General features: G+C 44.5%; 25 protein-coding genes. 19 read left to right on the top strand and 6 right to left on the bottom strand.

Annotated features, from left to right (window positions below):
• Positions 1-76: 76 nt before the first annotated feature.
• On the bottom strand, positions 77-757 hold the full coding sequence (locus tag AC58PQ_RS22365; protein WP_497245462.1) for a hypothetical protein: 681 nt from the start codon (positions 755-757) through the stop codon (positions 77-79).
• A 149-nt stretch (positions 758-906) separates the two neighbouring features.
• On the opposite strand from AC58PQ_RS22365, the gene AC58PQ_RS22360 reads away from it, so the two are divergent.
• The 4 genes from AC58PQ_RS22360 (at position 907) to AC58PQ_RS22345 (ending at position 5,926) form a co-directional block, all read left to right on the top strand.
• Positions 907-2,739: a hypothetical protein gene (locus AC58PQ_RS22360; RefSeq protein ID WP_497245460.1), complete on the top strand. Its 1,833-nt coding sequence runs from the start codon at positions 907-909 to the stop codon at positions 2,737-2,739.
• Between the two features lie 24 nt (positions 2,740-2,763).
• The gene (locus tag AC58PQ_RS22355; RefSeq protein ID WP_497245458.1) at positions 2,764-4,053 is read left to right on the top strand and encodes a DUF4309 domain-containing protein; all 1,290 of its coding nucleotides are present in this window, start codon (positions 2,764-2,766) and stop codon (positions 4,051-4,053) included.
• A gap of 117 nt (positions 4,054-4,170) precedes the next feature.
• Positions 4,171-4,800: a DUF2238 domain-containing protein gene (locus tag AC58PQ_RS22350; RefSeq protein ID WP_497245456.1), complete on the top strand. Its 630-nt coding sequence runs from the start codon at positions 4,171-4,173 to the stop codon at positions 4,798-4,800.
• Positions 4,801-5,014: 214 nt separating this feature from the next.
• On the top strand, positions 5,015-5,926 hold the full coding sequence (locus AC58PQ_RS22345; protein ID WP_497245454.1) for an NAD(P)-dependent alcohol dehydrogenase: 912 nt from the start codon (positions 5,015-5,017) through the stop codon (positions 5,924-5,926).
• 64 nt (positions 5,927-5,990) lie between these two features.
• Here AC58PQ_RS22345 and AC58PQ_RS22340 read toward each other — a convergent pair whose 3' ends face one another.
• Positions 5,991-6,809 (bottom strand): ABC transporter permease, encoded by an 819-nt coding sequence (locus AC58PQ_RS22340; protein WP_497245452.1) that lies wholly within the window; start codon positions 6,807-6,809, stop codon positions 5,991-5,993.
• A complete protein-coding gene (locus AC58PQ_RS22335; RefSeq protein WP_497245450.1) occupies positions 6,806-7,831 on the bottom strand; it encodes an ATP-binding cassette domain-containing protein in 1,026 nt (341 codons plus the stop codon). Before AC58PQ_RS22335 ends, AC58PQ_RS22340 begins: the two co-directional genes overlap by 4 nt.
• 175 nt (positions 7,832-8,006) lie before the next feature.
• Between AC58PQ_RS22335 and AC58PQ_RS22330 the strand changes: the two genes are divergently transcribed.
• The 6 genes from AC58PQ_RS22330 (at position 8,007) to AC58PQ_RS22305 (ending at position 13,032) form a co-directional block, all read left to right on the top strand.
• Entirely contained in the window at positions 8,007-8,747 is a 741-nt protein-coding gene (locus AC58PQ_RS22330) for a hypothetical protein (RefSeq protein WP_497245448.1), read from the top strand.
• A 2-nt stretch (positions 8,748-8,749) separates the two neighbouring features.
• Positions 8,750-9,127, top strand: a complete 378-nt coding sequence (locus AC58PQ_RS22325; RefSeq protein ID WP_497245446.1) for a GntR family transcriptional regulator — start codon at positions 8,750-8,752, stop codon at positions 9,125-9,127.
• Position 9,128: 1 nt separating this feature from the next.
• Positions 9,129-9,818, top strand: coding sequence for an ATP-binding cassette domain-containing protein (locus tag AC58PQ_RS22320; protein WP_497245444.1), 690 nt, complete (start codon positions 9,129-9,131; stop codon positions 9,816-9,818).
• Between the two features lie 25 nt (positions 9,819-9,843).
• Positions 9,844-10,539: a DUF4386 domain-containing protein gene (locus AC58PQ_RS22315; protein ID WP_497245442.1), complete on the top strand. Its 696-nt coding sequence runs from the start codon at positions 9,844-9,846 to the stop codon at positions 10,537-10,539.
• Positions 10,540-10,664: 125 nt separating this feature from the next.
• Complete coding sequence (locus AC58PQ_RS22310) at positions 10,665-12,143, top strand: Lsa family ABC-F type ribosomal protection protein (RefSeq protein ID WP_497245440.1); 1,479 nt, start codon at positions 10,665-10,667, stop codon at positions 12,141-12,143.
• Between the two features lie 178 nt (positions 12,144-12,321).
• A complete protein-coding gene (locus AC58PQ_RS22305; RefSeq protein ID WP_497245438.1) occupies positions 12,322-13,032 on the top strand; it encodes an AAA family ATPase in 711 nt (236 codons plus the stop codon).
• Positions 13,033-13,037: 5 nt separating this feature from the next.
• On the opposite strand, the gene AC58PQ_RS22300 is transcribed toward AC58PQ_RS22305, so the two are convergent.
• Positions 13,038-13,217, bottom strand: a complete 180-nt coding sequence (locus tag AC58PQ_RS22300; protein WP_497245436.1) for a DUF6954 family protein — start codon at positions 13,215-13,217, stop codon at positions 13,038-13,040.
• A gap of 52 nt (positions 13,218-13,269) precedes the next feature.
• Here AC58PQ_RS22300 and AC58PQ_RS22295 point away from each other — a divergent pair, with 52 nt between their 5' ends.
• The gene (locus tag AC58PQ_RS22295; RefSeq protein WP_497245434.1) at positions 13,270-14,121 is read left to right on the top strand and encodes a P-loop NTPase family protein; all 852 of its coding nucleotides are present in this window, start codon (positions 13,270-13,272) and stop codon (positions 14,119-14,121) included.
• A 14-nt stretch (positions 14,122-14,135) separates the two neighbouring features.
• Here AC58PQ_RS22295 and AC58PQ_RS22290 read toward each other — a convergent pair whose 3' ends face one another.
• Complete coding sequence (locus tag AC58PQ_RS22290; protein ID WP_497245432.1) at positions 14,136-15,173, bottom strand: stalk domain-containing protein; 1,038 nt, start codon at positions 15,171-15,173, stop codon at positions 14,136-14,138.
• A 433-nt stretch (positions 15,174-15,606) separates the two neighbouring features.
• Between AC58PQ_RS22290 and rpoN the strand changes: the two genes are divergently transcribed.
• On the top strand, positions 15,607-16,935 hold the full coding sequence (rpoN, locus tag AC58PQ_RS22285) for an RNA polymerase factor sigma-54 (protein ID WP_497245430.1): 1,329 nt from the start codon (positions 15,607-15,609) through the stop codon (positions 16,933-16,935).
• 24 nt (positions 16,936-16,959) lie between these two features.
• On the opposite strand, the gene ablB is transcribed toward rpoN, so the two are convergent.
• Positions 16,960-17,817: a putative beta-lysine N-acetyltransferase gene (ablB, locus tag AC58PQ_RS22280; RefSeq protein ID WP_497245428.1), complete on the bottom strand. Its 858-nt coding sequence runs from the start codon at positions 17,815-17,817 to the stop codon at positions 16,960-16,962.
• A 186-nt stretch (positions 17,818-18,003) separates the two neighbouring features.
• Here ablB and AC58PQ_RS22275 point away from each other — a divergent pair, with 186 nt between their 5' ends.
• The 7 genes from AC58PQ_RS22275 (at position 18,004) to AC58PQ_RS22245 (ending at position 25,168) form a co-directional block, all read left to right on the top strand.
• A complete protein-coding gene (locus AC58PQ_RS22275; protein ID WP_497245426.1) occupies positions 18,004-18,267 on the top strand; it encodes a YokU family protein in 264 nt (87 codons plus the stop codon).
• Positions 18,268-18,300: 33 nt separating this feature from the next.
• Positions 18,301-19,653, top strand: coding sequence for an aspartate aminotransferase family protein (locus AC58PQ_RS22270; protein WP_497245424.1), 1,353 nt, complete (start codon positions 18,301-18,303; stop codon positions 19,651-19,653).
• Positions 19,654-19,745: 92 nt separating this feature from the next.
• A complete protein-coding gene (locus AC58PQ_RS22265) occupies positions 19,746-20,381 on the top strand; it encodes a CoA transferase subunit A (protein WP_497245470.1) in 636 nt (211 codons plus the stop codon).
• A complete protein-coding gene (locus tag AC58PQ_RS22260) occupies positions 20,348-21,010 on the top strand; it encodes a 3-oxoacid CoA-transferase subunit B (RefSeq protein ID WP_497245422.1) in 663 nt (220 codons plus the stop codon). The genes AC58PQ_RS22265 and AC58PQ_RS22260 overlap by 34 nt, the downstream gene beginning before the upstream one ends.
• A 47-nt stretch (positions 21,011-21,057) precedes the next feature.
• Positions 21,058-22,347 (top strand): peptidase, encoded by a 1,290-nt coding sequence (locus AC58PQ_RS22255; RefSeq protein ID WP_497245420.1) that lies wholly within the window; start codon positions 21,058-21,060, stop codon positions 22,345-22,347.
• A gap of 2 nt (positions 22,348-22,349) precedes the next feature.
• On the top strand, positions 22,350-23,708 hold the full coding sequence (gene gabT, locus AC58PQ_RS22250; RefSeq protein ID WP_497245418.1) for a 4-aminobutyrate--2-oxoglutarate transaminase: 1,359 nt from the start codon (positions 22,350-22,352) through the stop codon (positions 23,706-23,708).
• 41 nt (positions 23,709-23,749) lie between these two features.
• Positions 23,750-25,168, top strand: coding sequence for an aldehyde dehydrogenase family protein (locus tag AC58PQ_RS22245; RefSeq protein ID WP_497245416.1), 1,419 nt, complete (start codon positions 23,750-23,752; stop codon positions 25,166-25,168).
• Positions 25,169-25,269 lie beyond the last annotated feature (101 nt).

Genomic DNA, 25,269 nt, shown 5'->3' with positions numbered 1-25,269 from the left:
CAGTGGGGCAGGTATAAGCCTGAAACGCTGCTGTCTTTTTAAGATTAAGACAAATTTCAAGAAAATAGGGCTGTCCTCAAGTAGAATTATCTACTTTTGGGACAGCCCCTTCTTTTGTATTTGCAGGGCGGAGATCTCCTGTTTTAATCGTAATCACTTCTACGCCATTTCGTTTGGGATTACCAACAACAACGAGTTGATTTCCTGTTGTATATACAGCGTTAACCTCCGTTTGAAAAACCACGATATACATGTCTAGTGCTGTCTCATTTTGAAACATTTCAATGGAAAAGCCCATGTCATTTTCGAAATTCATCCAACCTGAAAGTCCAATATCATAATTGGTAAACATGCGATGTGAGGCATAATAAATGCGCGAAGGGACGTAACTCCACCTGCCGCCCCAGTATGTACTATGCCAATGCTCTTCGTACACAGGTCTAATATAATCAGGGGAGTTTTTGATGATTGAAAATGGAATTTTAGTACCTTTATCAATAACATCGTGAATTGGGACAGTTTGTGAAGGATATCGTTTCTTAAGATTTGTTTGAAATGGAAGCTCATCCATATGAATGGGCGTAGGAGGTTCAAGCCGTTTCAGTCGTTTTTCCAGCTCTTCTGTTTGGTTGGTTGGCTCTTCACCATTGTTTAAAGGGAGGTTCACAGATTCCTCTGCATGGGTATTATTTTGGAACAAGCTGCTAACCAACAACACCGAAGTAAGGAGAAAATAACAATTTCTTATTTTTGACATTTGGACACCTCATGGCTATTTTGATGCATTTTAGAAGGATTTATGTAAGCCTGAATCGGAAGTTGAAAAAAATTCCAAATATTCAATTTCCACAGAACATTCCTGCATCACCTACGTCTAATTCATATGGAGTGAGCTGGAGGGATGAAATGAGAAGGTGGCTAATTGTTTCCTTATTGAGCATAAGTATTTTGTTAGTTGTTTATCTCACCTTAAAGGTGGATGCCCCTTCAGATTTGCAAGAAACAATTACACCGCCGATAAGCGATGTCAGCCTTACGAACACCTTCATAACGAATAAAGAATGGTACGTAGGATTAACTAATTCCGATGAGGTGGGCATTAGTACGATGGAAGATGGCATGCAACGGATGTATAAGCCGTCAGATCGATTGTTTTTCAATAACACGAATGCGTTGATTGAATTTTTTTATCGCCATGATCAGCATTTATCGCAAGAAGAAATTATTAAGCTTAAAAATGAAATCGTCGTAAAAACGAAAGTCGATCAAAAGATCATCCCATTCACGGTGATTGCTTTCGAAGAAACGCGCATCCAAGGCATATCCATCCAATTAATTGACGCACCACAAGCTGATTTAATCGTTCAATTTCATTCTTTAGATGGTTTATCCTCCAAGGAATTTACATTTGAATATACGCCGATGTTCACTTATCAAATTCATAGTCCCGATGATAAAGAAGCGGATTACTATGCGATGAATTCAGGTACTTATTATCGAATTGCAACGGATCGAACATATACGTTTCAGGTTCATTTCTCACTTGATGTGAATAGGGAAGACGCAATAAATGCGCTGCATAATCAATTTCAACAATTGGATTGGTCCACAGTCTGGGAGAGTAATCAAGATTTGACAATAACCTTACGTACCAACCCTCAGGATATGTACAAAAAATTTCTTATTGATTTTCAAGGTGTCAAAAGTACGGATGGTTATGTTGTGATGCATGGAAACGGTTCACTCCATGGTGTAATAACTGAGATGATGAAATATGAAACAATCGATATGCAATCAGGTAAAGTAGGTACTTTATTTCATAAGCTGCCAAGATACCAAACATTAGATTTCTCATCTGATGGGAAATATTATTTAGCTAAAGAATTGCAGGATGATTTTCAAGGTGATTTTCCTGTACCTAATGTAACATTGTTAAATGCAAATGGGGACGTCATCAAGCATTTTGGGCAAGCGAGATACCCACATTGGCTAGCAGACGGGCAATCTTTTGTATATGCTTCTGGAGATTCAATCTTGCGCTATATCCCTGCTACTCAACAAACAACCGTTATTTGGGCTTCTCCCTACAAAGATGATCGGACAATGTTCTATAACATTGATGGAATGGAGTTAGATCTTGAAACAGGTAGATTCGTCGTTAGCCTCTTCCATCATCTTGGAACTGTGATGGACATCGGGGATGTCGATCTATATGTATTTAACAACGTTAATGACAAGCTACCGCGCAAAGTCGAGAATGTTTCAAAAAGAGGAAATAGCTCATTTACTTTTCAATTTAACGGGACGCATATTTTTTATGCTAATAATTTCGTCGTGCCGGATGGAAGTCAATGGGATTATAAACTGCAACTACTTGATTGGGGAAATTTAAAAATCACCGAGTTAAAAGGATTTACGATAACGAATGGGCTGCGTTTTTTACAAGACGGTGAGGTTATCTATCAAAAGGGGGATTCCAATTATCCCGAGTGGTTTCGTTACGATTTCGAGAAAGATCAAAGTGATAAGCTTTTTGACACAGAGCATGGCATTGATGTTGCATGGTGGGTCGGAAAAGACAACTATGTGATGCATGATTTCACAGGGACTTATCTATTTAGTATTCGAAAGCCGCGGTTTGAGAAAAGCGTTGTACTGCCAAAGCAAGCGGAAATTGTAGGATCGTCGGAAAAGACAATCATTTATCTTCAAAATCCTGACCCAGTCGGGAGTATGTGAGCGAAGAGAAAGGACGGGGGAAGAATGCCAATCAAATATGTCATCATGTTAATTTGTGCGTTGGTAGTTGGGCTTGGTTTGGGTTATTCAATAACGAGTCACAAAACACCGACAGACGCTAGTGTAACGGTTGCTCCGAGTCCGTTCCCTACAGTGGACAACAAAGCTACCCCAATTCCTACTGAACAAAGCCCGGTGATAAAGGATAGGGATACTTTACTTCGCATTTTAGCAAGAGTTCATGATAGTGGGGAAGGGTTCGAATACACGGAAGATCAACTGAAGGAGCTTCAGGCCAATCCGGAAAATAAAGAATATAGCAAAGTTTTGCAGAAGTTCGTTCGTTCACGTTTAAACAAAGAACTCTCTACATTTCAAACGATAGGAAAACCAGTAAATCCCCGTTCCTTACTTATTACAACTAACGATCAACGGGCATATATGGTCTATTTGAAAAAAGATTATTCCCATGATGGGATATGGCTCGTGAGTGGATTTATGAATTATGAGCCGCAAGGAGATCAGATTTATGAAATTTATAAATCAATTCCTCTTGCTCAAGCACCAGGGGAAGTGAAGGAATGGGCCCAAGCTCTATTGAAGTTGCCAGAGTGGAGAAAGGAATTTCGAACATTCGGTGATCGTACGTATGCTTTGATCAAGTCATCCTCGTCGTATTCCGATTCAGTGGAGTTGGAAGATGTGATGATTTCGGCAGGAGAAGCATTTATTTCCTATCAGTCGTATCAATATGCCGCTAATAGCAATAAGGATATTATCAACGATTACTTGTTGTTGGAAATACAGAATCTGGGTATCAGGGATGTAACTTTTCAGAATACGTATTCCAATTTTCCGCTAGTGGAAGGTAAAGAACCCGTGCCTGGAGATGAGAGTGCAATCGCTGATTTGAAAAACAAAATTATATTGGATCCGAAATTTATGGAGCTAGCTGCTTTGGGGAAAATTCGGGGAATTGAATTTGGCATCGGTGCCTCACAGAATGAGGTGATTGCAAAATGGGGAAAACCTCATGAAATCGGTTCTAGGCAAGTAGAATTTCAGCGATGGTATCATTATCAGATGTACTTCTGGCCGCCGGATAATCGGATAGGTGCCATTCGAATTCTCGGAGATTCGGTAGACTACACATTGCCCGAAGTTAAGAAGGCTCTAGGAAACCCTAAGAGTGAGATCAATGGAGAAGATGGTGTTTGGGGCTTGTTTTACCAAGCTGGTGACTATGAATTGCGTATTAATGCAATAACCAAAGATGGGCAAGTTGAATCCTTGATGTTGAAAAAGAAAGCGTAGCATTTCATGTTATCTTTGAAGGAAGGCTTCCCGGCTGTCATATAATGTGTATATTGCATTCATTAATGTCAACACTAGGAGTGCTACCTATTTGAAAGATGAAGGTCGGACCACAAGATGCTAACGAAACACGATATCCCATTTTCTCGGAATTGGCCGCTTCACTTGATGATTTTCATTTTCGCGGTTTACTGGGGATACACGGCCATTTCGCCAACGGATCGGATACAGTGGCTAATGGAGAGCTTGCTTCCCATTGCCGTTGTACTTGTTCTTGCTTTTACTTATAAAGTATTCCGATTCTCGAACTTATCTTATATGTTCATGTTTATATTTCTTCTCTTACACACGTACGGAGCTCATTATACCTATCAAGGTACACCTTTCGATACGTGGCTGAAAGCTACGTACCATACCCAGAGAAAATACTACGATCGGGTTGTTCACTTCGCATTCGGTCTGTTCTGGGCATATCCATTCCGAGAATTGCTTACTAGGGTGGCCGTAAAACGCGGCTTTTGGTCTTATGCCCTTACAGTGGCAGTCGTTGTCAGCTGTAGTGCCACTTTCGAAATCATAGAAATGGGTGCAGCCATTTTGGTTGAGAAATATGGGGAAGAATATGTCGGCATGCAGGGAGATGTCTTTGACTCTCATAAGGACATGGGACTTGGTTTAGCAGGAGCCATTATTTCACTCGGTATACTTGCATGGGTGTTATGGTGTAGAAAGAGAAGAGGGAATTAATCGGATCGGATCAACATAGAGATTCAGAGGCTGGATTAGGGGGAAACCCTTGATTCAGCTTTTTTTCTATGTTTTTCCAATAAGATAAGTATACTTAGGTAAGTAAGCTAAACATAGGCTTAAACAGGTAACACAACATCCGAAAGGAGGAATCCTCATAAAGGCAATCATTTACAATAAATATGGCACACCTGATGAGCTTACATACAAGGAAGTGGAAAAACCGAAGCCCAAGGATAATGAAGTCCTAATCCAAGTACATGCTGCATCCATTAATTCATGGGACTGGGATCTTCTGCGAGGCATTCCTTTCCTGGTACGACTCGGCGGCTTTCTAAAACCAAAATACAACATACTCGGAGCTGATATTGCGGGTCGAGTAGAATCGGTTGGCAGAGATGTTACACAATTTGTTCCGGGTGATGAGGTATTCGGAGACATTTCCGGATGTAGTTGGGGCGGGTTTGCAGAGTATGTTTGTGCGAAAGAAAATGCATTGTCGCTGAAATTAGCCAATATAAGCTTTGAGCATGCCGCTGCGATACCACAAGCAGCAGTTCTAGCTATGCAAGGCCTACGCGATAAAGGACTCATTCGTAATGGGCATAAGGTATTAATTAATGGTGCGGGTGGGGGCGTAGGAACTTTTGCGATACAGCTTGCGAAATTATGGGGGACTGAAGTGACTGCAGTGGACAGTGCGGGGAAATTAGCCACGCTTCAAGCGATTGGTGCTGACCATGTCATCGATTATACGAAAGTAGATTTCACCACAAATGGACAACAGTATGACTTGATACTTGATATTGCGGGAACTAGATCGATTCACGACAATAAGCGTGCGTTAAGTCCGAATGGACATTATGTCATGGTGGGTGGAGCTATGTCTCGCATTTTCCAAGTCATGTTCCTAGGACCATGGCTATCAATGATTGGAACAAAGAAAATGGGGCTCCTCATACACAAACCCAATACTAATGATCTAGATGAATTAATGGAGCTCATGGAGGGAGACGTAATAGTACCCGTTATTGATCGACATTACCCGTTAGGTGATGTTGCTGAAGCTATGCGGTATTTTGGAGAAGGGTATCATATAGGAAAAATTATTATTCATGTAAAATGAGTGAACACATACATAAAACAGAAAAAGCCGCCGAAATGGCGGCTTATTTCTGTTTGTTCGATGATTAAGTCCGGCGCATATAAGCAATAACCGTGATTGGTGCAAAAATCGCCACTATAACAATAGCTCCAAAGAGTGAGATCGTAAGATCCCAACCAACAGTACCTTGATTGGCAAGCTCTCGGACGGCAGAGACGAGGTGTGAAATTGGATTGAGTTTAACAAACCACTGCAGCCAGTTAGGCATGGTGTCGACCGGAACGAACGCATTAGATAGGAACGTAAGCGGAAACAGTACAAGCATCGAGATCCCTTGAACACTTGACGCTGTGCGTGCAATGACACCGAAGAAAGCGAAGATCCAGCTGATTGCCCATGAGCAGAAAATGACAAGCAGCGCGGCGATCGCAACATTGGCTAAGCCGCCTTCAGGACGGTAGCCCATGATGAATCCCATGGAAAAGGTAAGTACTGTCGCGATGGTATACCGGATCGTATCTGCCAATAAGGCTCCTGCGAGAGGTGCTATTCGCGCGATGGGCAGCGATTTGAATCGGTCGAACACACCTTTATCCATGTCCTCTCGTAGCTGGACCCCGGTAACGATGGAAGTTGTGATCACGGTCTGTACGAGAATTCCGGGAATAATGACAGGCAAATAGCTCACAACGTCACCGGAGATTGCTCCGCCGAAGATATAGGTAAACATTAAGGTGAAGATGATCGGTTGAAGAGTGACATCGAACAATTGTTCAGGCGTACGGCGGATCTTCAATAGACCGCGATAGGCCATCGTCAACGAATTGCGTACGGACTGACGGAAGCTGGTGTGATTTTTCAGAAGACGCTCGGAAACGGGTTTAATTTTCATGGATGTACTCATACTCTTGCCTCCTGTTTGTTACTTGTTGCATTAGACGTATCTGCATCGGGCTCCGTAACACCATGGCCCGTTATGGTTAGAAATACTTCATCCAATGTCGGCTTCTGCACACTCAACTCGGCTAAGTGAATACCAGCTTCGCGAAGTGAGATGAGCAGGTCAGTAACACGATCGGCATTCGCCATCGGAGCTGAAATCTTACCGGCCACCACGGTCGATGGCACCTTGAGTATCTGCTCAACGGTTCTACGGGCTTGCTCAATGTCCAGTGGATTATGGACACTAAGTTGCAACGAGGAGGTACCGACAGATGCTTTCAGTTCATCAACAGTCCCTTCTGCAACGACACGACCACGATCAATGACCGCAATTCGGTCAGCCAGTTGATCTGCCTCTTCCAGGTACTGTGTTGTTAGCACGATCGTTGAGCCTGTGTCCACCAAACGCCGAATCGTGTCCCACATTTGTGAACGCGTACGCGGGTCCAGCCCAGTTGTAGGTTCATCCAAAAAGATGAGTGGAGGCTGCGCAATAAGACTTGCGGCGAGATCCAAACGGCGGCGCATACCACCAGAGAAATTCTTCAATGGGCGTTTTGCAGCCTCTGTCAAACCAAATTCCTCAAGCAATTCCTCTGACTTTTGCCGCGCTTCTTTGCGCCCCAGCCCGAGCAGCCGTGAGAAAATAATTAAGTTCTCAGTAGCGCTGAGCGACTCATCGACCGAGGCGTATTGACCGGTTACCCCGATCAATTGACGGACGATCTGCGACTCCTTCACGACATCATATCCGAATATTTTTGCCGTCCCCGCATCGGGTCTTAGCAGGGTTGCCAACATATTAATCGTGGTGGTTTTACCAGCCCCATTCGGACCTAGCACACCGTAAATCGTCCCCGCCTTCACATTCAAATTCACGCCATCTACCGCACGATTTTCTCCAAAAGATTTCACGAGACCTTTCGCTTCGACGGCCCAATCGCCATGCTTATGCGCTATTTCTTTGCGTTGTACAGAATCCAATGTAATTCCTCCTAGATAACAATTGATAAAGCGATTATAGCGTACTTATTTAAACGGAATGTAAACAAATGTATACAAATTTCATTTTGTCTATTTACATGTTCTAACGTCTTAGTGTACTATAACATTAATACAATTTTCGGAGACAATTTTTCGATAAGAAGGAGAGATTAGGATGAGGGCATGGCTAGCTTTATTTAAAAAAGATTTTAGATTAACAAGATCCGTTTTTTTCATAGGACTTATGATGAATGCACTCATTGTCATGCTGACGTTTTATTTGGGGATGATAGCAGAGGATACCTTACTAATATTCTTCCCCCTCGTAGCAGCAGTTATTTTTCACGTTTTGTATATGCCGATCACGCTATTTATCAGTTTGAAAACAGAGGCCAACCAGCTTAATTTATGGTTGCATAATCCTCAACCAGCTTCTTTATTGCTGATTAGTAAGATAGTGAACGGATTGATCATGATTATTATTTCACTATTGATGCTATATGTGATGTCTGGCTTGCTAATCATATCTAAGTTCGAATTAATTGAAGCGTATTGGACGGATACTTGGGTATCGGGTCTGCTTATTTTCCTCCATATCAATATGATTTCGCTCCTGTTAGGGGTATGGGTAGTCTTGCTCTGGGCACTTTTCCACTTCCTCAAAAATAGAATCGGGAGATGGAGCTGGTTGATCCTCATTGGAGCTGTTATCATACCGAGCTGGATAAATGCGCTATTTGAAAGCACTCCACTCTATCAGGTCATAACGAAATGGGGAGAAATCACATTAGACTTCCCCTCGTTTTCAATATCACCAATCCCCCTGTATGCAGGAGAATATGTGTATACTTTCCTTATGATCATTGGACTATTTGTACTGACAGCGTGGATCATAGACAACAAAGTTGAGGTGTAACGATGGATGAATTTAATACGTCAAAGCCCATATATCTGCAGCTAGCGGATCGAATAAAACGACAGATTGTAAGTAAGGAATTGAAGTCAGGAGAGAAACTGCCTTCTGTACGGGATATGGGGTTAAAATACAGCGTAAATCCAAACACCATACAGCGTACTTACAGTGAGTTGGAGCGTGAGGGAATCCTGGAAACGAGAAGAGGTCATGGTACTTTTGTAACGGAACAAGAGGGGCATCTAACGCAGCAACGGGAAAATTTGAAAAATGAGCAGATCCTATCCTTTGTCCAGGTCATGCAAGAAATGGGCTTTAGCACCGATGAAATCATTTCAGGGGTACAGAACCATCTAAATAAAGTTGAAAAAGGAGATGAATAAGGTGATTCAATTGACGAATGTGTCTAAAAAGTATGTCAAACAAACCGTCCTTACTAACATTTCTTTTACGCTTCCCATTGGTAAAATCATTGGCATTGTCGGTGAGAACGGCAGCGGAAAGTCTACGATATTGAAGCTTATTTCCGGATTAGCGCAACCCACGAGCGGTCATGTCACCGTAAACGGAGAGACAGCCAACCGTAGAATCAGCAAAGTTGTTTCATATATGTCGGAGCTCGGTTCCTATTATTCATTCTTCACAATAGGTGAAGCGATGGATTTTCATGCTTCGCAATTTACTGATTTTAATACGACAAAAGCCGTAGAAATCATGAAGTTTATGCAGCTTGAACCTCATATGAAAATCAAAAATCTCTCGAAAGGTAATCGGGGCCGAGTGAAAATCATGCTTACTTTGGCCAGAGAAGTACCATACATTCTCATGGATGAACCCTTGTCGGGACTGGATCCTATGGTGAGAGATTCGATCGTGAAAGGCATGATTTCTTACATTGATTTGGAAAAGCAGACACTCATTATGACGAGTCATGAGATGATGGAAATTGAATCCTTACTCGATAGCTTCATTGCGATCCAAGACGGTTCCGTACTTCGAATGGCTGATGTGGAGGAATTGTATAATTCCGAAGGTGTTGGCATCACGGAGTGGATGAAGAAGGCGTATGTCTAAATAAAAGAAAAGGAGAATGCCATATATGTTATCAAACAGGAAAATTGCAATTATTGTGGGTGTACTTTTCATTGTTGCGGCGGCAACGTCAATCGTTGGTCTTATCTTGTACAATCCGATTCTGAATGATTCCAATTATCTTTTACATGGTTCAGAACATGCAAACCAGGTGATCTTAGGCGCGATTTTCGAGTTAACACTTGTTGTTTCAGCGATTGGAACTTCGATCATGTTGTATCCTTTGTTTCGTAAACATAATGAAAGCATCGCGCTTGGGTATGTTCTCTTCCGATTTCTAGAAGCAATCATCATTACGATTGGCATAATCAGCGTTCTATCGTTATTAACTTTAAGTCAGGAATTTGTAAATACAGTAACTCCTAATGAAGCTTCGTTTCATGCTTCCGGGACACTTTTAATCGCCATCCATGATTGGACATTTTTACTTGGGCCTAATTTCATGCTGGGGATTAACACGATGATGTGCAGTTATTTACTCTATAAATCCAGACTCGTTCCCCGCTTTATTTCCTACATGGGGCTTACAGGGGCAACGCTCATTTTCATCGCAGCTTTGTTGGAAATGTTCAGTATCATTGAGCAACTTTCAACATGGGGAGCCGTTTTGGCGATTCCTGTAGCCGCGTATGAAATGACGTTAGCGGTTTGGCTCATAGCTAAAGGATTTCGTGTACCGCCAAACGATTCAAATGTAAAATAACTCACTTGTAATTTATTGGATATGAGCAGTAGAGTTTATCTATAGTAATCCTTTCCTTCGAAATGGTAAATCCAACTGTGATATGATGAGCTCATGCATCATGCTGTGTACAGGAGGACCCATTCATGTCATTAATAAATGTTTCAAACCTAACGTTTGCCTACGATGGCAGCTACGATAACATATTTGAAAACGTCAATTTTCAGATCGATACCGATTGGAAATTGGGATTTACGGGAAGAAACGGGCGAGGGAAGACAACTTTTCTCAGTTTACTTCTTGGTAAATATGAATATAGCGGGCATATTTCTGCTAGTGTCAGCTTTGAATATTTCCCTTTCCAAGTCGCAAATAAAGAAAATAATACGCTTGATATCATCAACGACATTTTGCCAGACTATCATCACTGGGAGTTAATGCGTGAACTTTCACTGCTTAAGGTCTCTGAGGATGTGCTATATCGGCCCTTTGAATCATTATCCAACGGAGAGCAAACGAAGGTGTTGTTGGCTGCTTTATTTCTGAAGGAGAATAGCTTTCTGTTAATCGATGAACCCACCAATCATCTTGACATGCAGGCTCGGAAACTCGTCAGTGAATATCTCAATGCCAAGAGCGGTTTCATTCTCGTGTCTCACGATAGATCGTTTCTTGATAATTGCGTTGATCATATCCTTTCCATCAATAAGACCAATAACGAAATTCAAAGAGGTCATTTCACCGATTGGTGGGAAAATAAACAGAGGCAAGATCACTTCGAGCTCGCAGAAAACGAAAAGCTGAGGAAGGACATTAAACGCCTTTCTGATTCAGCTAAACGAACGAGCAACTGGTCTCACGAAGTCGAGAAAACCAAAAACGGCACAAGAAATTCGGGTTCCAAGGTAGATAAAGGATATATAGGTCACAAGGCAGCTAAAATGATGAAACGATCTAAATCCATTGAGCAACGGCAACAATCGGCGATAGATGAAAGGTCGAAGCTTCTTAAAAATATGGAAAGCTCAGAAGACTTGAAGATTACGCAACTCGCTTATCATAAAAACCAACTTGCTGAGCTTGATCATGTTTCAATTTATTATGGCGAGAAGATGGTTTGCCAGGATGTCAGTTTTACAATTGAACAAGGTGAGCGAATTGCACTTTCAGGTAAAAATGGCTCTGGCAAATCCAGTATTATCAAGTTACTTTGTGGTCAGAACATCAACTATACAGGAACTTTTAGAAAGGGAAGCCAGCTTCAAATATCCTATGTGTCACAAGACACCTCGCATTTGCAGGGCAATTTAACGGACTATGCGAAGAACAATGGGATTGATGAAAGTCTTTTTAAAGCGATTTTAAGAAAGCTCGACTTCGCCAGAGTTCAATTCGAGAAGGATATTTCTGCTTTTAGCGGCGGCCAGAAGAAGAAAGTGTTAATTGCCAAAAGTTTGAGCGAGAAAGCTCATTTGCATATCTGGGACGAACCGCTTAACTTCATTGACATCATTTCGCGCATGCAGATCGAAGAATTACTGCTTGAATTCGCACCGACCCTTCTCTTTGTGGAGCATGACAGGAATTTTTGCGATCATGTTGCGACCAAGATCATCGAGCTGTAATGAACATCCGCAAACAGGATGGAAGTAGATTGAAGGAGCCTGAGGAATCAGGCTTTTTTCATTTAATGGGGTGAATAATTAACGTCATTAATCAAGTAATTGTGGTGATTCTTTACTTTGATTTAGATTCCATTAGAATGAAAGTATGGCTTGGAAAGCTCGATTGGAGTTGAAAACATTGTACTTGAGAAGAATTGAAATTCAAAAGCAAGAGAGTATCGATGATAAGAAATATCCGTTTACGATCCCATCCATACAATCGTTGACTTCAATCACGTTTCAAAAGAATATCACTTTTTTCGTTGGAGAGAATGGATCAGGGAAATCAACGATCCTCGAGGCGATTGCGTATCAATGCGGATTTAACACGGCAAGTGGCGGTAGAAACAATGTTTATGAAGTAGATGCCTCTCAATCTATCCTGGGGGAGCATTTACGTCTTTCATGGATGCCCAAAATTACGAATGGTTTTTTTCTAAGAGCGGAAACCTTTTATAACTTTGCAAGCCATCTAGATACGATGCCCGAAAGCTTACGCTATTATGGTGGTCGCTCCTTACATGAGCAATCCCATGGTGAAGCGTTTCTATCTCTTTTTAAACACCGATTTGGGAAAAAGGCAATATATCTACTTGATGAACCGGAAGCGGCCTTATCTCCAGCAAGACAATTGGCATTAATGCGCGTAATTAAAGATTTGGAAAATGAGGCACAGTTCATTATTGCTACGCATTCACCCATACTGCTCGGATTTCCAGATGCACAGATTCTTAATTTTGATGATCAACCGATTAGTGAGATTCAATACGAGGAAACGCTGCACTATATGATCACCAAACGGTTTCTTGATAATAGAAAAATGATCCTAGATGAACTGTTCGAAGATTGATTTCGTTACTTTTTACGGAAAATGAGATAGGTAATTGCTGTTAATGCGACATAGATGAGTAAGACAACTGTAAGAGTAATCATGCGTTCTTGGGTACTACCATCAGCAAACAAAACGGGGCCTAACCCAAAGAATGTTACCAATGCGTACAAAACAAACATGAGAATACCGAGAATAACTTTCAAGTTCAAGACCTCCTAATAACTGCAAATGAGTAACGAAAGGGATGAGATACATTTGAAATCAAAACTAATACTTGTCGAAGGTTTACCTGGGTCTGGGAAATCAACTACAGCGCAGCTTATCTTTGATATTCTGAAAGAAATGAACATCGAGGCTAAGCTAGTTATGGAAGGAAATCTGGACCATCCTGCTGATTATGAGGGCGTTGCTTGTTTTAGCAAAAGTGAATTTGAACAGGTAATGGCATCCTGTACGCAAGAATTAAAAGCAATATGCAATGAACGAGTAGTAGAACAAGGGAATCGCTATTTCTTACCGTATCGGAAAATTGAAAATGAGCTGAAATTACAATTCCCTGATGAAATATCCAACTCATTTTTCCAACATGACATCTATGAATTACCTTTGAATCTAGGTAATCAGTTGATAATAGAGAGATGGAGTCAATTCTCAGAACATGCACAAAATAGCGAGATCGTTTATATATTTGAATGTTGTTTTATTCAAAATCCGGTGACATTCGGGATGATAAAATATGATGCTAACCAAGATGAAGTTATCAAACAGGTAACGAGTTTAGCAACAATCATTGAGCCATTACATCCACTATTAATTTATGTAGAGCAGTCAAACCTTAATGTATCGTTTCGTAAAGCAGTCAAGGAAAGACCCGTAGAATGGTCAGATGGCTTTATTCATTACTACACGAATCAAGGATTTGGCAAAGAGAGATGCTTCACTGGACTAGAAGGGACCCTGCAGGTACTTCAAGCCAGGGCAGCGTTAGAGAATGAATTGCTTAATCAATTACAACTAGACGTAGTACGAGTCAATAATTCCTCCTACGATCTTAACCAATACAAGTCGGAATTAGTCAGTCTGATGGAATCTTACATGTCCAACTAATCTAGCTCATCCAATTAAAATAATCTCCTAGCAGTGACAAAACGCTTTTGCCATTTCTCATCGAACGCTGTGATGTGAACTCCGAGCTCTTTAGAATACGTTTGAAGGATTCGACCGTCTCCCGCATAGATGCCAACATGACCAATATCTAGCCCGCGAGCAGTAAAAAAGATGAGATCACCTTTACGAATGTCGGCAATCCCGACTTCTTTCCCTTGCAGTGCTTGGTCGTAAGAGACTCGCGGCAAATTAAGGGAGAGCACTTTGTTAAACACATGTTGCACAAAAGAAGAGCAATCAAACGTGCTGGTTTGACCAGTTGCGGCACCAAACTCGTAAGGCGTTCCCATAAATGTAGAACCGAAAGTGATTAATTCATCTGCTTGCTTCGCAGTTAACAACGAGATCGTATAATCGGTATACATCGGAGCAGCAGAAATAAAACCAATTGTACCGTCTTGACTCTGTACCTCCAACCAATCCGTGTTTATTTCACGGAGGACATGGACTTTTTCGTTTTTCGCAAGCATTCGGAGAACGCTGGAAACCTGATCCTTGTCGGGTGAATCGCGCAGATTGACGCCATATTTGATCGTGGTTTCATAGGTATGAACTGATGAAATTGTGATCGAGCGGGAGTACTCATGCCATTTCACGAGATTGCCTAGCGTTTCACTAATAAATCGCAAAGGAATCAACGTAAAACCATCCATAATTTTACCCGGTATAGGCAGCTCCAGACGTTCTTGATTTTTAAAAGCATACATGTCTCCGATTCGGTATGTAAATACGGCGCCATCCTTCATCGCTGTTACCGTTCGCGTGTTCTCATCCCATGATATTAGTGCACCTTCAGCCTCAAATAGCGCACGCATCGGAACGAGGCTATAGCCGTTTTCGATGATAGGAGGTGTCTGAAAAGACAACTGATGACCATCAAGAAATACAGAAGGTGATACATTTTCATCGGCATGTACCGCTGTTGCAGGGAGCAGCAGCATGCTTATTATCGACATTTTGGCTCCTTTAAGAACAAAGCTTCTAATCCTCATGTTGAATTTCCCCTTACATTCCGTTTATGCCCATATATTTCGTTAACTTCTCAATGCTTTAGTCCGTAATAGAAGGGGGACGTTACTGGTCGCGCCTGAACATAGACAAAGAAAAGAGGACCCCTTTCGGAGTCCTCTTCGACGGTGAGTAGATTGTTGGTACTCTTGCTTTGAACCTTACTTCGCTAGGTCACTACCTCATCACATCAATGCAGTACTGATACTACAGTAAGTGGTATGCGGCACATCTCCTCGCCTCCATATGGATTCAAGAACAACTTCCCTTGTGTAAATTGTCTGCGACACAACACCTCACCACTGCGTCACCGTCATAAATTATTATGTCCGACTTTCGAGACAATATACACAGAATTGGCTAAAAAGTATCATCATTGAATACATATAGAAGCAATAACGAAAAGGGGTGATGTCCATGCGCCCAGGCTACGGAATGTTCCAACAACAATCTGTGAAAATGCGTATGACTCCCCAGCTGCGCAAAGCGATAATGATCCTAAAGCTCTCGACACCAGAATTGCTGGAAGTTGTTCAACAGGAGATGAATGAGAACCCGGTATTGGAATTCACTGGAAACGAATGGGATGCGTATAACGTCACACCTAAATCCTTTCGTGGATTAGGCGGAATTGAACACACGTATGACCCCTTACTTTACATCGCATCGAATGAGGTGTCCCTGGAAAGGCATTTAAAGGAGCAGTTAGGATTTGTAAAAAAAATACCGACATCTATTCGAAATATGGTCTCATTTATGATCGGAAATCTAGACCACAATGGCTATCTTGGTTCCAACTTAAACGAAATTTCTGACGTTTATAAGGTTCAGCTAACGCAAGCTGAGCATGCACTAAGGATCTTGCAGAGCTTTGAGCCCCGCGGCGTAGGAGCAAGGAATTTGCGGGAATGTCTGCTTCTTCAGGTTCAGTCCTTGTCGGATTGCTTTCCATTAGTCGCTCTTTTAATTCGTAGTCATCTACAGGATGTTGCTGATTACCGTATTCATAAATTATCGACAATGCTGCAAGTGGCCACACATGAAATTCAGGCTGCGATCGATGTGATCAAAGGGTTGAATCCTAGACCCGGTGCTGCCTTTCATATAGAAGCTGTTCCCTATATCATTCCCGAGGTCATCATCGAAAAGACGGATGACGAACAGCTCGTTGTGTTGCTTCATCAAGCGACATCATCCCGACTTGCGGTTAATGGTTATTATGAACGAATGGTTAAAGAGAATGATGACAATAATGAGGTGACAAAGTTCCTATCAGGTAAACTACACGCCGCGAAGTTCTTCCTGAAGTGCTTGGAACAAAGACGAAAGACCATATCGCTTGTCGCGCAAGCCATTGTGGAGGAGCAAGCCGATTTTTTTTGGAAGGGAACTGCTCATCTCAAACCCATGACTTTAAAGCAGATTGCCGATAAAATAGGCGTGCATGAATCAACGGTAAGTCGCGCTACGGCGGGGAAGTACGCCCAAACGCCTTGGGGCATCTTTGAGCTGAAGTACTTCTTTCCCTCCGGATTGCATATGGACATGGGGGATTCTGCGTCCTCGGAACGTGTAAAAGCGAGAATGAAGGAATGGATCCTCAGCGAACCTCCATTGAAACCTTATTCCGATCAAAAGCTGGCTGATCTTATGAGACAGGATGGTATTCACATATCTCGCCGAACCGTAAGCAAATATAGGGAAGAACTAGGCATTTCTTCTTCTGTGAGAAGGAAACGCATATAGTTTGAATACAAGGTGATCGCGGGCTCACTTTAACGATTTGGCCCATAAATTCATGTCCTCATATTTATCGTAAATATCACAATTTTTCGTAAGTCTGCCGTAATATCTGTAGCCCATTTGATAGAAAACGGCATTCATACCGAAAGAAAGGGCTCTGGATAGGGAGTAGGCGCAAGTGATTTGCCGCGCGATTAATTCATCTTCCAAGGCATGCATGAGCAGTCTCATGAGTCCTTGATTGCGGTAGGCGGGCAGTGTAGCGCAATCCGTCATTTCCGCATTCGCATAGACCGAATTGATTTCTGCGGAGGCAGCGCTAATCAGTTGATCCGGCGATTCGACGAGATAATAAAGGGTTCCCTCGTGCATGGTTTTCTCAACATATGTCGGATCATTCATCGGTGTCGGGTACGTTTGGAAAATGTGGCTGTATAAATCGGAAAGCTGCTCAGCATCTTCTAAGCGAGCTATGCGCATTGTAAAGCTACTCGGTGCGATTGGCCGATCCGGCTTGAGTGGCAGAGCAAGCACTTGCTTAAGTATGAGATCTTCTTCCATCCAATAATCGCTAGTCCGCCGCTCCAGGTCATCATACATGGCCATACAGTAAGCGTCGTTGCCGTTAAAATATCCCTTATAAATTCCCTCCAGCATACAGCCCTTCGATAAAAAAGTCTGCCAGTCATCCTCTCGTGATTTGATGAATACTTTGGTCAAAGCATGTGATTTGGCAATTTCGACTAACCGCAAGTAGATCACATCTACATCACCCTGATAGTCATCCACCCGCAACCTTTTATTCCTAAAATCAAGGCAAAACATAATCGTATAATCGGTGCCGTTCTCAACTTGATTCGTGTAGGTCGGCAGATCATTTGGCATCTAGCATCCCCCTTACACCCTCATTTTGCTGCAAAAAAATAACAACTGCCAAAAGTCTGGCAGCTCTTCCTACACACACTACCTGCAGCTGTGCAAATACCCATTGCGAAAAGTTGGCATCAATTTTGCATCAAAGACAGATAGGAGTAAGAATGTTCTATACCTTATGAAGGAGGACGGACGCATATGAATTGCATGTGGTGTGAAACGGAAGATATCCGTGAAAGTGTGAAAGATTGCTACTGGATCATGCCGGATGGGAGACTGGCCGTACAAATTCTAGAAGTCCCCGCGATCGAATGTTCCAACTGCCGTACTTACGTATTGGAGGCCACCGCCCAGCAAATCGAAGAGACCCTCTATTGGCATGATGTATCCGCTTTAGGAACTGCATTTCGCTATGCAGATCTGTTGAAGGCTCCGCGGGTAAAGAATATATTTCTCAAATAAAAACCTAGCAACAGTGATCTGTGGGGGTGCCTTATGAGTCGGGAGCATGTCATTAAGCCGGTTTTGGATCACCATTATCCCACCATTCAATACGGGAAAGGTGTATATCTCTACGATGATCAAGGCAAAGCCTATATAGATGGTTCCTCGGGAGCTGTGACCGCTGGAATCGGGCATGGGGTTCAAGAAATTATTGATGCGATGTTGGAGCAGGCGAACAAGGTCTCCTTTGTGTATCGCTCTCAGTTTACTAGTGAACCCGCGGAGAAACTGGCAGCGAAGCTAAGCGAATTGACGCCTGGCAACGATTATTGGTCCTTCTTCGTGAACAGCGGATCCGAGGCTACCGAGACGGCGATGAAGATTGCGATTCAACACTGGCAAGAGAAAGGACGGTTAGGCAAAAATAAAGTGATCTCTAGGCGGATGAGCTATCACGGGATCACGCTCGGAGCTCTTTCGATGTCGGGGCATGTCCTGAGAAGAAGACGTTTTATTCCTTTATTAGAGGACTTTCCGGTCGTCGCCCCGCCGTACTGCTACCGTTGCCCACTTGGTAAAACCTATCCATCGTGCAACTTAGCTTGCGCGGACGATTTGGATACCGCCATCAAGCGGATTGGTGCGGATCATATCGCCGCGTTCATCGCGGAGCCGATCATTGGCGCTGCAGGCGGAGCTGTTGTTCCACCCGAAGGTTATTACAAGAAGATCAAAGCCATCTGCGAGCGGAATGACATCTTATTCATCGCCGATGAGGTCATGACTGGAATTGCTCGGACAGGAGCGATGTTCGGCATGCAGCACTATGAGGTTGAACCGGATTTAATGGCGCTCGGAAAAGGCATGAGCGCCGGCTATACACCGATGGCAGCTACGCTTGTCAAGGATCATGTGATGGAACCTATTTTGAATGGCTCCAAAAGTATCATGTCTGGCCACACGTACAGTGCGAATCCGCAATCCGCGGCAGTTTCACTGGCGGTGCTAACCTATATCGAAAAGCATCAGTTAGTCCGTGCTGCTGAGATCAAAGGCCGTTATTTGCTGGCCCAGCTGCGCCAAATGGCCGATGGGATCGCGATCATCGGCGATGTGCGGGGGCAAGGGCTTCTTCTGGCTTTGGAATTTGTTTCGAATCGGGTCGACAAACGACCATTTCCATCTATTTTATGTGTAACGTCGCGGATCATAGAGAAAGCCTTCCATAAGGGGCTTCTCGTTTACCCGGCGGCAGGCGCGATCGATGGGGAAGGGGATGCGATCATCGTCGCACCGCCTTTGGTCATTACCGAGGAGGAAATCGACCAGCTTGTGCGGATGTTGGATGAATCCATTCGGGAAGTTATGGTCGAGGTTACCCGAACCGAATCGGAGGAGATATGATGGTGCCACAAGAGAACTCATATGGAAACGTAGGCGACAAGATTAAAACCTTGGAAGAAGCGCTTCAAACGATAACTCATGGTTGTACGTTGATGTTTGGCGGGTTCGGGGGCATTGGAACGCCGCCAACATTGATCGAGGGGATAATACAAAAAGGCGTTGGAGATTTAACGATCATTGGTAATGATACGGGATTTCCACATATCGGGATTGGTCGCTTAGTCACGGCAGGACGCGTAAAGAAGGTGATCGCTTCCCATATTGGATCTAATCCTAACGCGGGTCAAATGATGGAAGAAGGCACGATGGAGGTCGTCTTTTTCCCGCAAGGAACCTTATGTGAAAAAATTCGGGCAGGCGGAGTAGGACTTGGCGGGATATTAGTGGATGTCGGCGTCGGCACAATCATGGAGCAGGGAAAAGAAAAGGTTACCATCGACGAGAAAACGTACCTAGTGGAGCCGGCCCTGACGGCAGATGTTGCCATTGTACATGCGAAAAGAGCCGATCCGTACGGGAATCTCATTTACGATAAAAGCGGTAGAAATCTAAATCCGCTTGTTGCGATGGCTGGAAAGATAACCATTGCCGAAGTAGACGAGATTGTTCCGCTCGGCGAACTGGACCCCGAAAGTATTGTAACACCAGGCATTTTCGTGGATATGGTGATCGTGAGCAGAGGGGTGACTTGGGAATGGGTATGGGAAAAGAAACCCGCGACCGAATAGCAAAGCGGGCTGCTCTAGAACTCAAGAACGGCATGGCGATCAATCTCGGGATCGGCATCCCGACCAAGGTTGCGGATTATGTTCCTGAGGGCGTGCACGTCGTTTTTCATGCGGAGAATGGGATTCTAGGTGCAGGCGGCGGCCCGCTTCCGGGGGCGGAAGATGCATTTCTGTGCAACGCAGGCGGGTATCCCATCACCATTACCAATGGTGCCTCCTACTGCGATAGTGCCATTGCTTTTGCCATGATTCGTAGAGGCTGTATCGATATCACGATTCTTGGGGCGCTAGAGGTGAGTGAGCGAGGGGATTTGGCCAATTGGATCGTGCCAGGGAAGCGAGTGGCCGGGATCGGTGGGGCGATGGAGCTTGCGCAAAAAGCCAAAAAAGTCATCGTTCTGATGAACCATGTGAACCGGCAGGGTGAATCTAAGGTGAAAAAAAAATGCGACTTGCCGCTCACGGCAGTAGCCTGTGTGAAAATGATTATTACGGAAATGGCCGTGATGGAGGTGACGGATCAAGGATTGCTTTTAAAAGAAATCATGCTGCCTTATACGGTTGAGGACGTTGTCCGTCATACGGAGGCTGTATTACTCATCCCGGAAACCATTACGTATATCCCATAAAACACTAGTTAAAGCATGTATTGTTGAGCCTGAAGGAGGGAAATCCTTTGCCTAATGGGTACACTGAGCTGCAAAAGCAAATTCATGACTGGATGAAGCTTCATCGCGAAGATGGCACACAGTTTCTACAGAAGCTGGTAAGAATGCCTAGCACGCAAGGCAATGAGCAGGAAGCTCAGCTTCTAATTGCCGATAAATTACGATCACTAGCGTTCGACGTTGATGTGTGGGAACCGGATGGAGCGGCGCTCGAGGCGCATCCTTATTTTTGCTCCCCGCGGAACCGATTTACGGGCAGTCCTAATGTAGTTGGCGTCTTGAAAGGTGTTGGAGGGGGGCGTTCCCTATTACTTAATGGTCATATGGATGTCGTGCCCGAAGGAAATCGGGAGCAATGGCAAGATGATCCATATAGAGGTAATGTGGTTGCCGGGAAGCTGTATGGGCGCGGGTCAACGGATATGAAAGGTGGCACCGCTTCACTCCTTATGGCAGTCGAGGCTCTTCAGAGTCTTGGCATTAAGCTGCAAGGTGATGTGATCTTTGAAAGTGTCATTGAAGAAGAAAGCGGAGGGGCAGGAACACTGGCTGCCATTGTAAAAGGCTATAGGGCCGATGCGGCTCTCATTCCCGAGCCTACCAATATGCACATATTTCCGAAGCAACAGGGCTCCATGTGGTTCCGAATTGAGGTCAAAGGCCGTGCGGCCCATGGCGGAACGCGATATGAGGGCATTAGCGCCATTGAGAAAAGTATGGTTGTGATCCAGCATATTCGGGAGCTTGAGGAGCTTAGAAATGCACGGATCTCGGATCCCTTGTATGCCTATAACCCGATTCCGATCCCGATCAATATCGGTGTCATTGAGGGTGGGAATTGGCCATCGTCTGTCCCAGATACAGTGAAGCTAGAGGGACGAATGGGCGTTGCTCCTGAGGAGAAGCTTGCTGACGCTAAGGACGAAATGAGCCTGTGGTTGGCGCGGATTAGTGAGAAAGACCCTTGGTTCGAGAAGCATCCGCCACGTGTGGAATGGTTCGGTGCGCAGTGGGTTCCGGGCAGTGTTGATCCCGAGCACGCCTTGATGCAGGTACTAATGCAACAATTCCGACAGGTCAGACAAGAAGAACCTGTCATTGAAGCATCTCCATGGGGAACAGATGGCGGTTTGCTGACGTTAGTCGGTGAAACACCTTGTATCGTTTTCGGCCCAGGCATCACGCAACTTGCCCATTATCCGAACGAGCACATTGTGCTGGAACATGTGTTCGAGGTAGCTGAAATCATCGCATTAACCTTGATTCACTGGTGTGGTTTGGAGGGAATGGAGGCATAAGGATGGAACGAAACTCAAAAAAGACAACGTACATTGACATGAAGACGCCGATCCCAGGGCCGCAGGCTCAACTGCTGCTAGAGAGGCGCATGGCGAGTATTCCAAGAGGTCCTTTCAATACGGTTCCAACCTTTGCGGCCAAAGGGGAGGGAGCTCTTCTTACGGATGTTGATGGGAATACGTTTATCGATTTGGCCGGTGCGATCGGCTCCTTAAACGTCGGCCATTGTCCACCCAAAGTCGTGGAGGCATTGAAGGCTCAGCTGGATCACTACCTGCATCCGTGTTTTCATGTCATGATGTATGAGCCTTATGTGGCATTAGCTGAGAAGCTTAATGAATTAACACCGGGGGACCATCCGAAGAAAACTTTCTTCTTGAACAGCGGGGCGGAGGCGGTTGAGAATGCGGTAAAAATCGCTCGTAAATATACCGGACGAAGAGCGGTGATTTCTTTCGAGCGCGGCTTTCACGGCAGAACGTATATGGCGATGTCCTTAACCAGCAAGGTAAAGCCATATAAGAACGGCTTCGGCCCTTTTGCGCCTGATACGTACAAAATGCCCTATCCGTACTATTATCGCGCTCCTTCCGGGATGACGCAGGATGAAGTAGATGATCAGATTTTGCAGAAATTCGAGGATTTCTTCTTATCGGAGGTCCCAGGTGAAGAAGTTGCAGCTATTATCATGGAACCTGTTCAAGGAGAAGGGGGATTTGTGATCCCCTCCATTAAGTTCGTACAAGGCGTGAAGGCGATATGCGAGAAATACGGTATTCTGCTTATTGCCGACGAAGTACAGACTGGATTCGGGAGGACAGGGAAGAACTTTGCGATGGAACACTTCGGTGTTGTGCCGGATTTAATGACCATGTCCAAATCCATTGCCGCTGGACTTCCGATTAGTGCTGTGACGGGACGGGCGGAGATCATGGACGCACCTGGTATCGGAGAGATCGGAGGAACTTACGGAGGCAGCCCGCTCGGTTGTGTAGCTGCTTTACAAGTTCTTGATATGCTGGAGAAGGATCGGCTTGCTGAACGAGCAGGTTGGATTGGGGCAGCAGTAAGTGAACGCTTCCTTCGGCTGCAGCAGGAAGTAGGTTGTATTGGAGATGTGCGGACATTAGGCGCTATGAGTGCGATAGAGATCGTGAAGGATCTGGCGACGAAAAGACCTGATAAAGAGCTTACGACTCGAATCTTGCAAGAGGCACATCAACGCGGTGTCATCGTTATGGGGGCTGGCATATACGGTAATGTGATTCGTATTCTAAGTCCGCTGGTCATTACGGATGAGCAGCTTGCTGAGGGACTGGATGTTCTCGAGCAGGTGATTAAAACGTGTCTCCGTTCGTAGGAGCCTTTTCATAAACCTATTCGGAAGGAGGGGAGTGCAGCATGAGAAAGCATCTTTTTATCGAAGGGGCATGGGTGGAAGCGGGACAGTATCGTCCTTTAATCTCACCCTATACCGGTGAACAAATAGCTGAGGTTGCGTTTGCAGGATCAGCCGAAGTGGAGCAAGCGATTGAGGCTGCTGAAAGAGCCAGACCTGTCATGGCAGGAATGCCGACTCATGAACGGGCAGCAATTCTGGAGAAGCTGGCAGCATTAATCCGCGAGAATAAGGAAGAATGTGCGCGTTTGATCGCGCTTGAAGCCGCTAAACCGATCACTACGGCGAGAATAGAGGTAGAGCGAACGATCACAACCTACAAATTTGCCGCTGAGGAATCGAAGCGGATTTATGGTGAAACGATTCCTATGGATGCTGCTCCCGGAGGCGAGGGCCGTGTTGCCTATACGATTCATCAGCCATTGGGGGTCATTGCGGCCATCACACCATTTAATTTTCCGATGAATTTGGTTGCGCACAAGGTAGGTCCTGCTATCGCTGCCGGCAACACTATCGTGCTGAAACCAGCTGGCCAAACGCCGTTATCAGCTTTGTTTTTAGCAGAGCTTTTGCAGCAGTCGGGTCTTCCCGCAGGAGCACTAAACGTGGTTACTGGCAGTGGAAGCGTAATTGGCGATCTGTTGGTGAAGGATCCCAGAATTAAGGCCGTGACCTTCACGGGAAGTCCGGAGGTGGGGATCGCCATCCGCAATAAAGCAGGGTTGAAAAAGGTGATTTTAGAATTGGGATCAAATTCTGCACTCATCGTGGATCAAGGGGTTGATGTGGATGCGATGATGGCAAGGGCAGTCACAGGTGCATTTTCCTATGCGGGCCAGGTGTGTATCTCGCTTCAGCGCATTTATGTGCATGAGCAGCTTTTCGATGAATTTGCCAGCAAATTCGTAAAGCAGACAGAGTCGCTTCATTTAGGTGATCCTTCGGATCCCGCTACAGATGTTTCGGCGTTAATCGGCCCTCGTGACGCTGAGCGTGCAATGCAATGGATTGCAGAAGCTGAAAAACTTGGCGCGAGTGTCGCTACAGGTAACACGAGGGAGGCGAATATCGTTCATCCAACTGTCCTGCTTCATGTTGCTTCTACAGCTAACGTATCGTGCCAAGAAGTATTTGCTCCCATCGTGATGATCAATAAAGTCTCGTCAATCGAGGAGGCTGTTCGGCTAGTTAACAACTCCAAATATGGCCTACAAGCAGGCATTTACACGGAAAATATCCGAACCGCTCTTGCCGCAGCGGAAGCCTTAGAGGTAGGAGGCGTCATGATCAATGATATTCCTACCTTCCGTGTAGACCATATGCCTTATGGCGGCGTGAAGGAAAGCGGGACTGGACGTGAGGGCGTCAAATACGCCATACGTGAGTTGACGGAGTTGAAGTTGGTTTGTTTTAAAAAGTAAGATCTGAAAGAGGAAAGGCACCCGTGATGGGTGCCTTTTTGCAGACTAAATGGAAATCCTCCGGCTTATTCCATCCCGCTTTTGCCCATAATACCGTAAGA

The sequence above is a fragment of the Paenibacillus sp. J22P143 genome (assembly GCF_059692035.1).
Note: the sequence above shows the minus strand (reverse complement) of the source record. Positions and strands in the feature narration are given on the sequence as shown.

What these genes read in the sequence shown, in the direction of transcription:
- AC58PQ_RS22265 (WP_497245470.1), top strand. Translation starts at nt 19,746, where the DNA reads ATGTTTGGCGGGTTCGGGGGCATTGGAACGCCGCCAACATTGATCGAG.
- AC58PQ_RS22340 (WP_497245452.1), bottom strand. Translation starts at nt 6,809, where the DNA reads ATGAGTACATCCATGAAAATTAAACCCGTTTCCGAGCGTCTTCTGAAA.
- ablB (WP_497245428.1), bottom strand. Translation starts at nt 17,817, where the DNA reads ATGCCAAATGATCTGCCGACCTACACGAATCAAGTTGAGAACGGCACC.
- AC58PQ_RS22315 (WP_497245442.1), top strand. Translation starts at nt 9,844, where the DNA reads ATGTTATCAAACAGGAAAATTGCAATTATTGTGGGTGTACTTTTCATT.
- AC58PQ_RS22290 (WP_497245432.1), bottom strand. Translation starts at nt 15,173, where the DNA reads ATGAGGATTAGAAGCTTTGTTCTTAAAGGAGCCAAAATGTCGATAATA.
- rpoN (WP_497245430.1), top strand. Translation starts at nt 15,607, where the DNA reads ATGCGCCCAGGCTACGGAATGTTCCAACAACAATCTGTGAAAATGCGT.
- AC58PQ_RS22330 (WP_497245448.1), top strand. Translation starts at nt 8,007, where the DNA reads ATGAGGGCATGGCTAGCTTTATTTAAAAAAGATTTTAGATTAACAAGA.
- AC58PQ_RS22350 (WP_497245456.1), top strand. Translation starts at nt 4,171, where the DNA reads ATGCTAACGAAACACGATATCCCATTTTCTCGGAATTGGCCGCTTCAC.
- AC58PQ_RS22260 (WP_497245422.1), top strand. Translation starts at nt 20,348, where the DNA reads ATGGGTATGGGAAAAGAAACCCGCGACCGAATAGCAAAGCGGGCTGCT.
- AC58PQ_RS22310 (WP_497245440.1), top strand. Translation starts at nt 10,665, where the DNA reads ATGTCATTAATAAATGTTTCAAACCTAACGTTTGCCTACGATGGCAGC.
- AC58PQ_RS22355 (WP_497245458.1), top strand. Translation starts at nt 2,764, where the DNA reads ATGCCAATCAAATATGTCATCATGTTAATTTGTGCGTTGGTAGTTGGG.
- AC58PQ_RS22245 (WP_497245416.1), top strand. Translation starts at nt 23,750, where the DNA reads ATGAGAAAGCATCTTTTTATCGAAGGGGCATGGGTGGAAGCGGGACAG.
- AC58PQ_RS22270 (WP_497245424.1), top strand. Translation starts at nt 18,301, where the DNA reads ATGAGTCGGGAGCATGTCATTAAGCCGGTTTTGGATCACCATTATCCC.
- gabT (WP_497245418.1), top strand. Translation starts at nt 22,350, where the DNA reads ATGGAACGAAACTCAAAAAAGACAACGTACATTGACATGAAGACGCCG.
- AC58PQ_RS22325 (WP_497245446.1), top strand. Translation starts at nt 8,750, where the DNA reads ATGGATGAATTTAATACGTCAAAGCCCATATATCTGCAGCTAGCGGAT.
- AC58PQ_RS22360 (WP_497245460.1), top strand. Translation starts at nt 907, where the DNA reads ATGAGAAGGTGGCTAATTGTTTCCTTATTGAGCATAAGTATTTTGTTA.
- AC58PQ_RS22275 (WP_497245426.1), top strand. Translation starts at nt 18,004, where the DNA reads ATGAATTGCATGTGGTGTGAAACGGAAGATATCCGTGAAAGTGTGAAA.
- AC58PQ_RS22365 (WP_497245462.1), bottom strand. Translation starts at nt 757, where the DNA reads ATGTCAAAAATAAGAAATTGTTATTTTCTCCTTACTTCGGTGTTGTTG.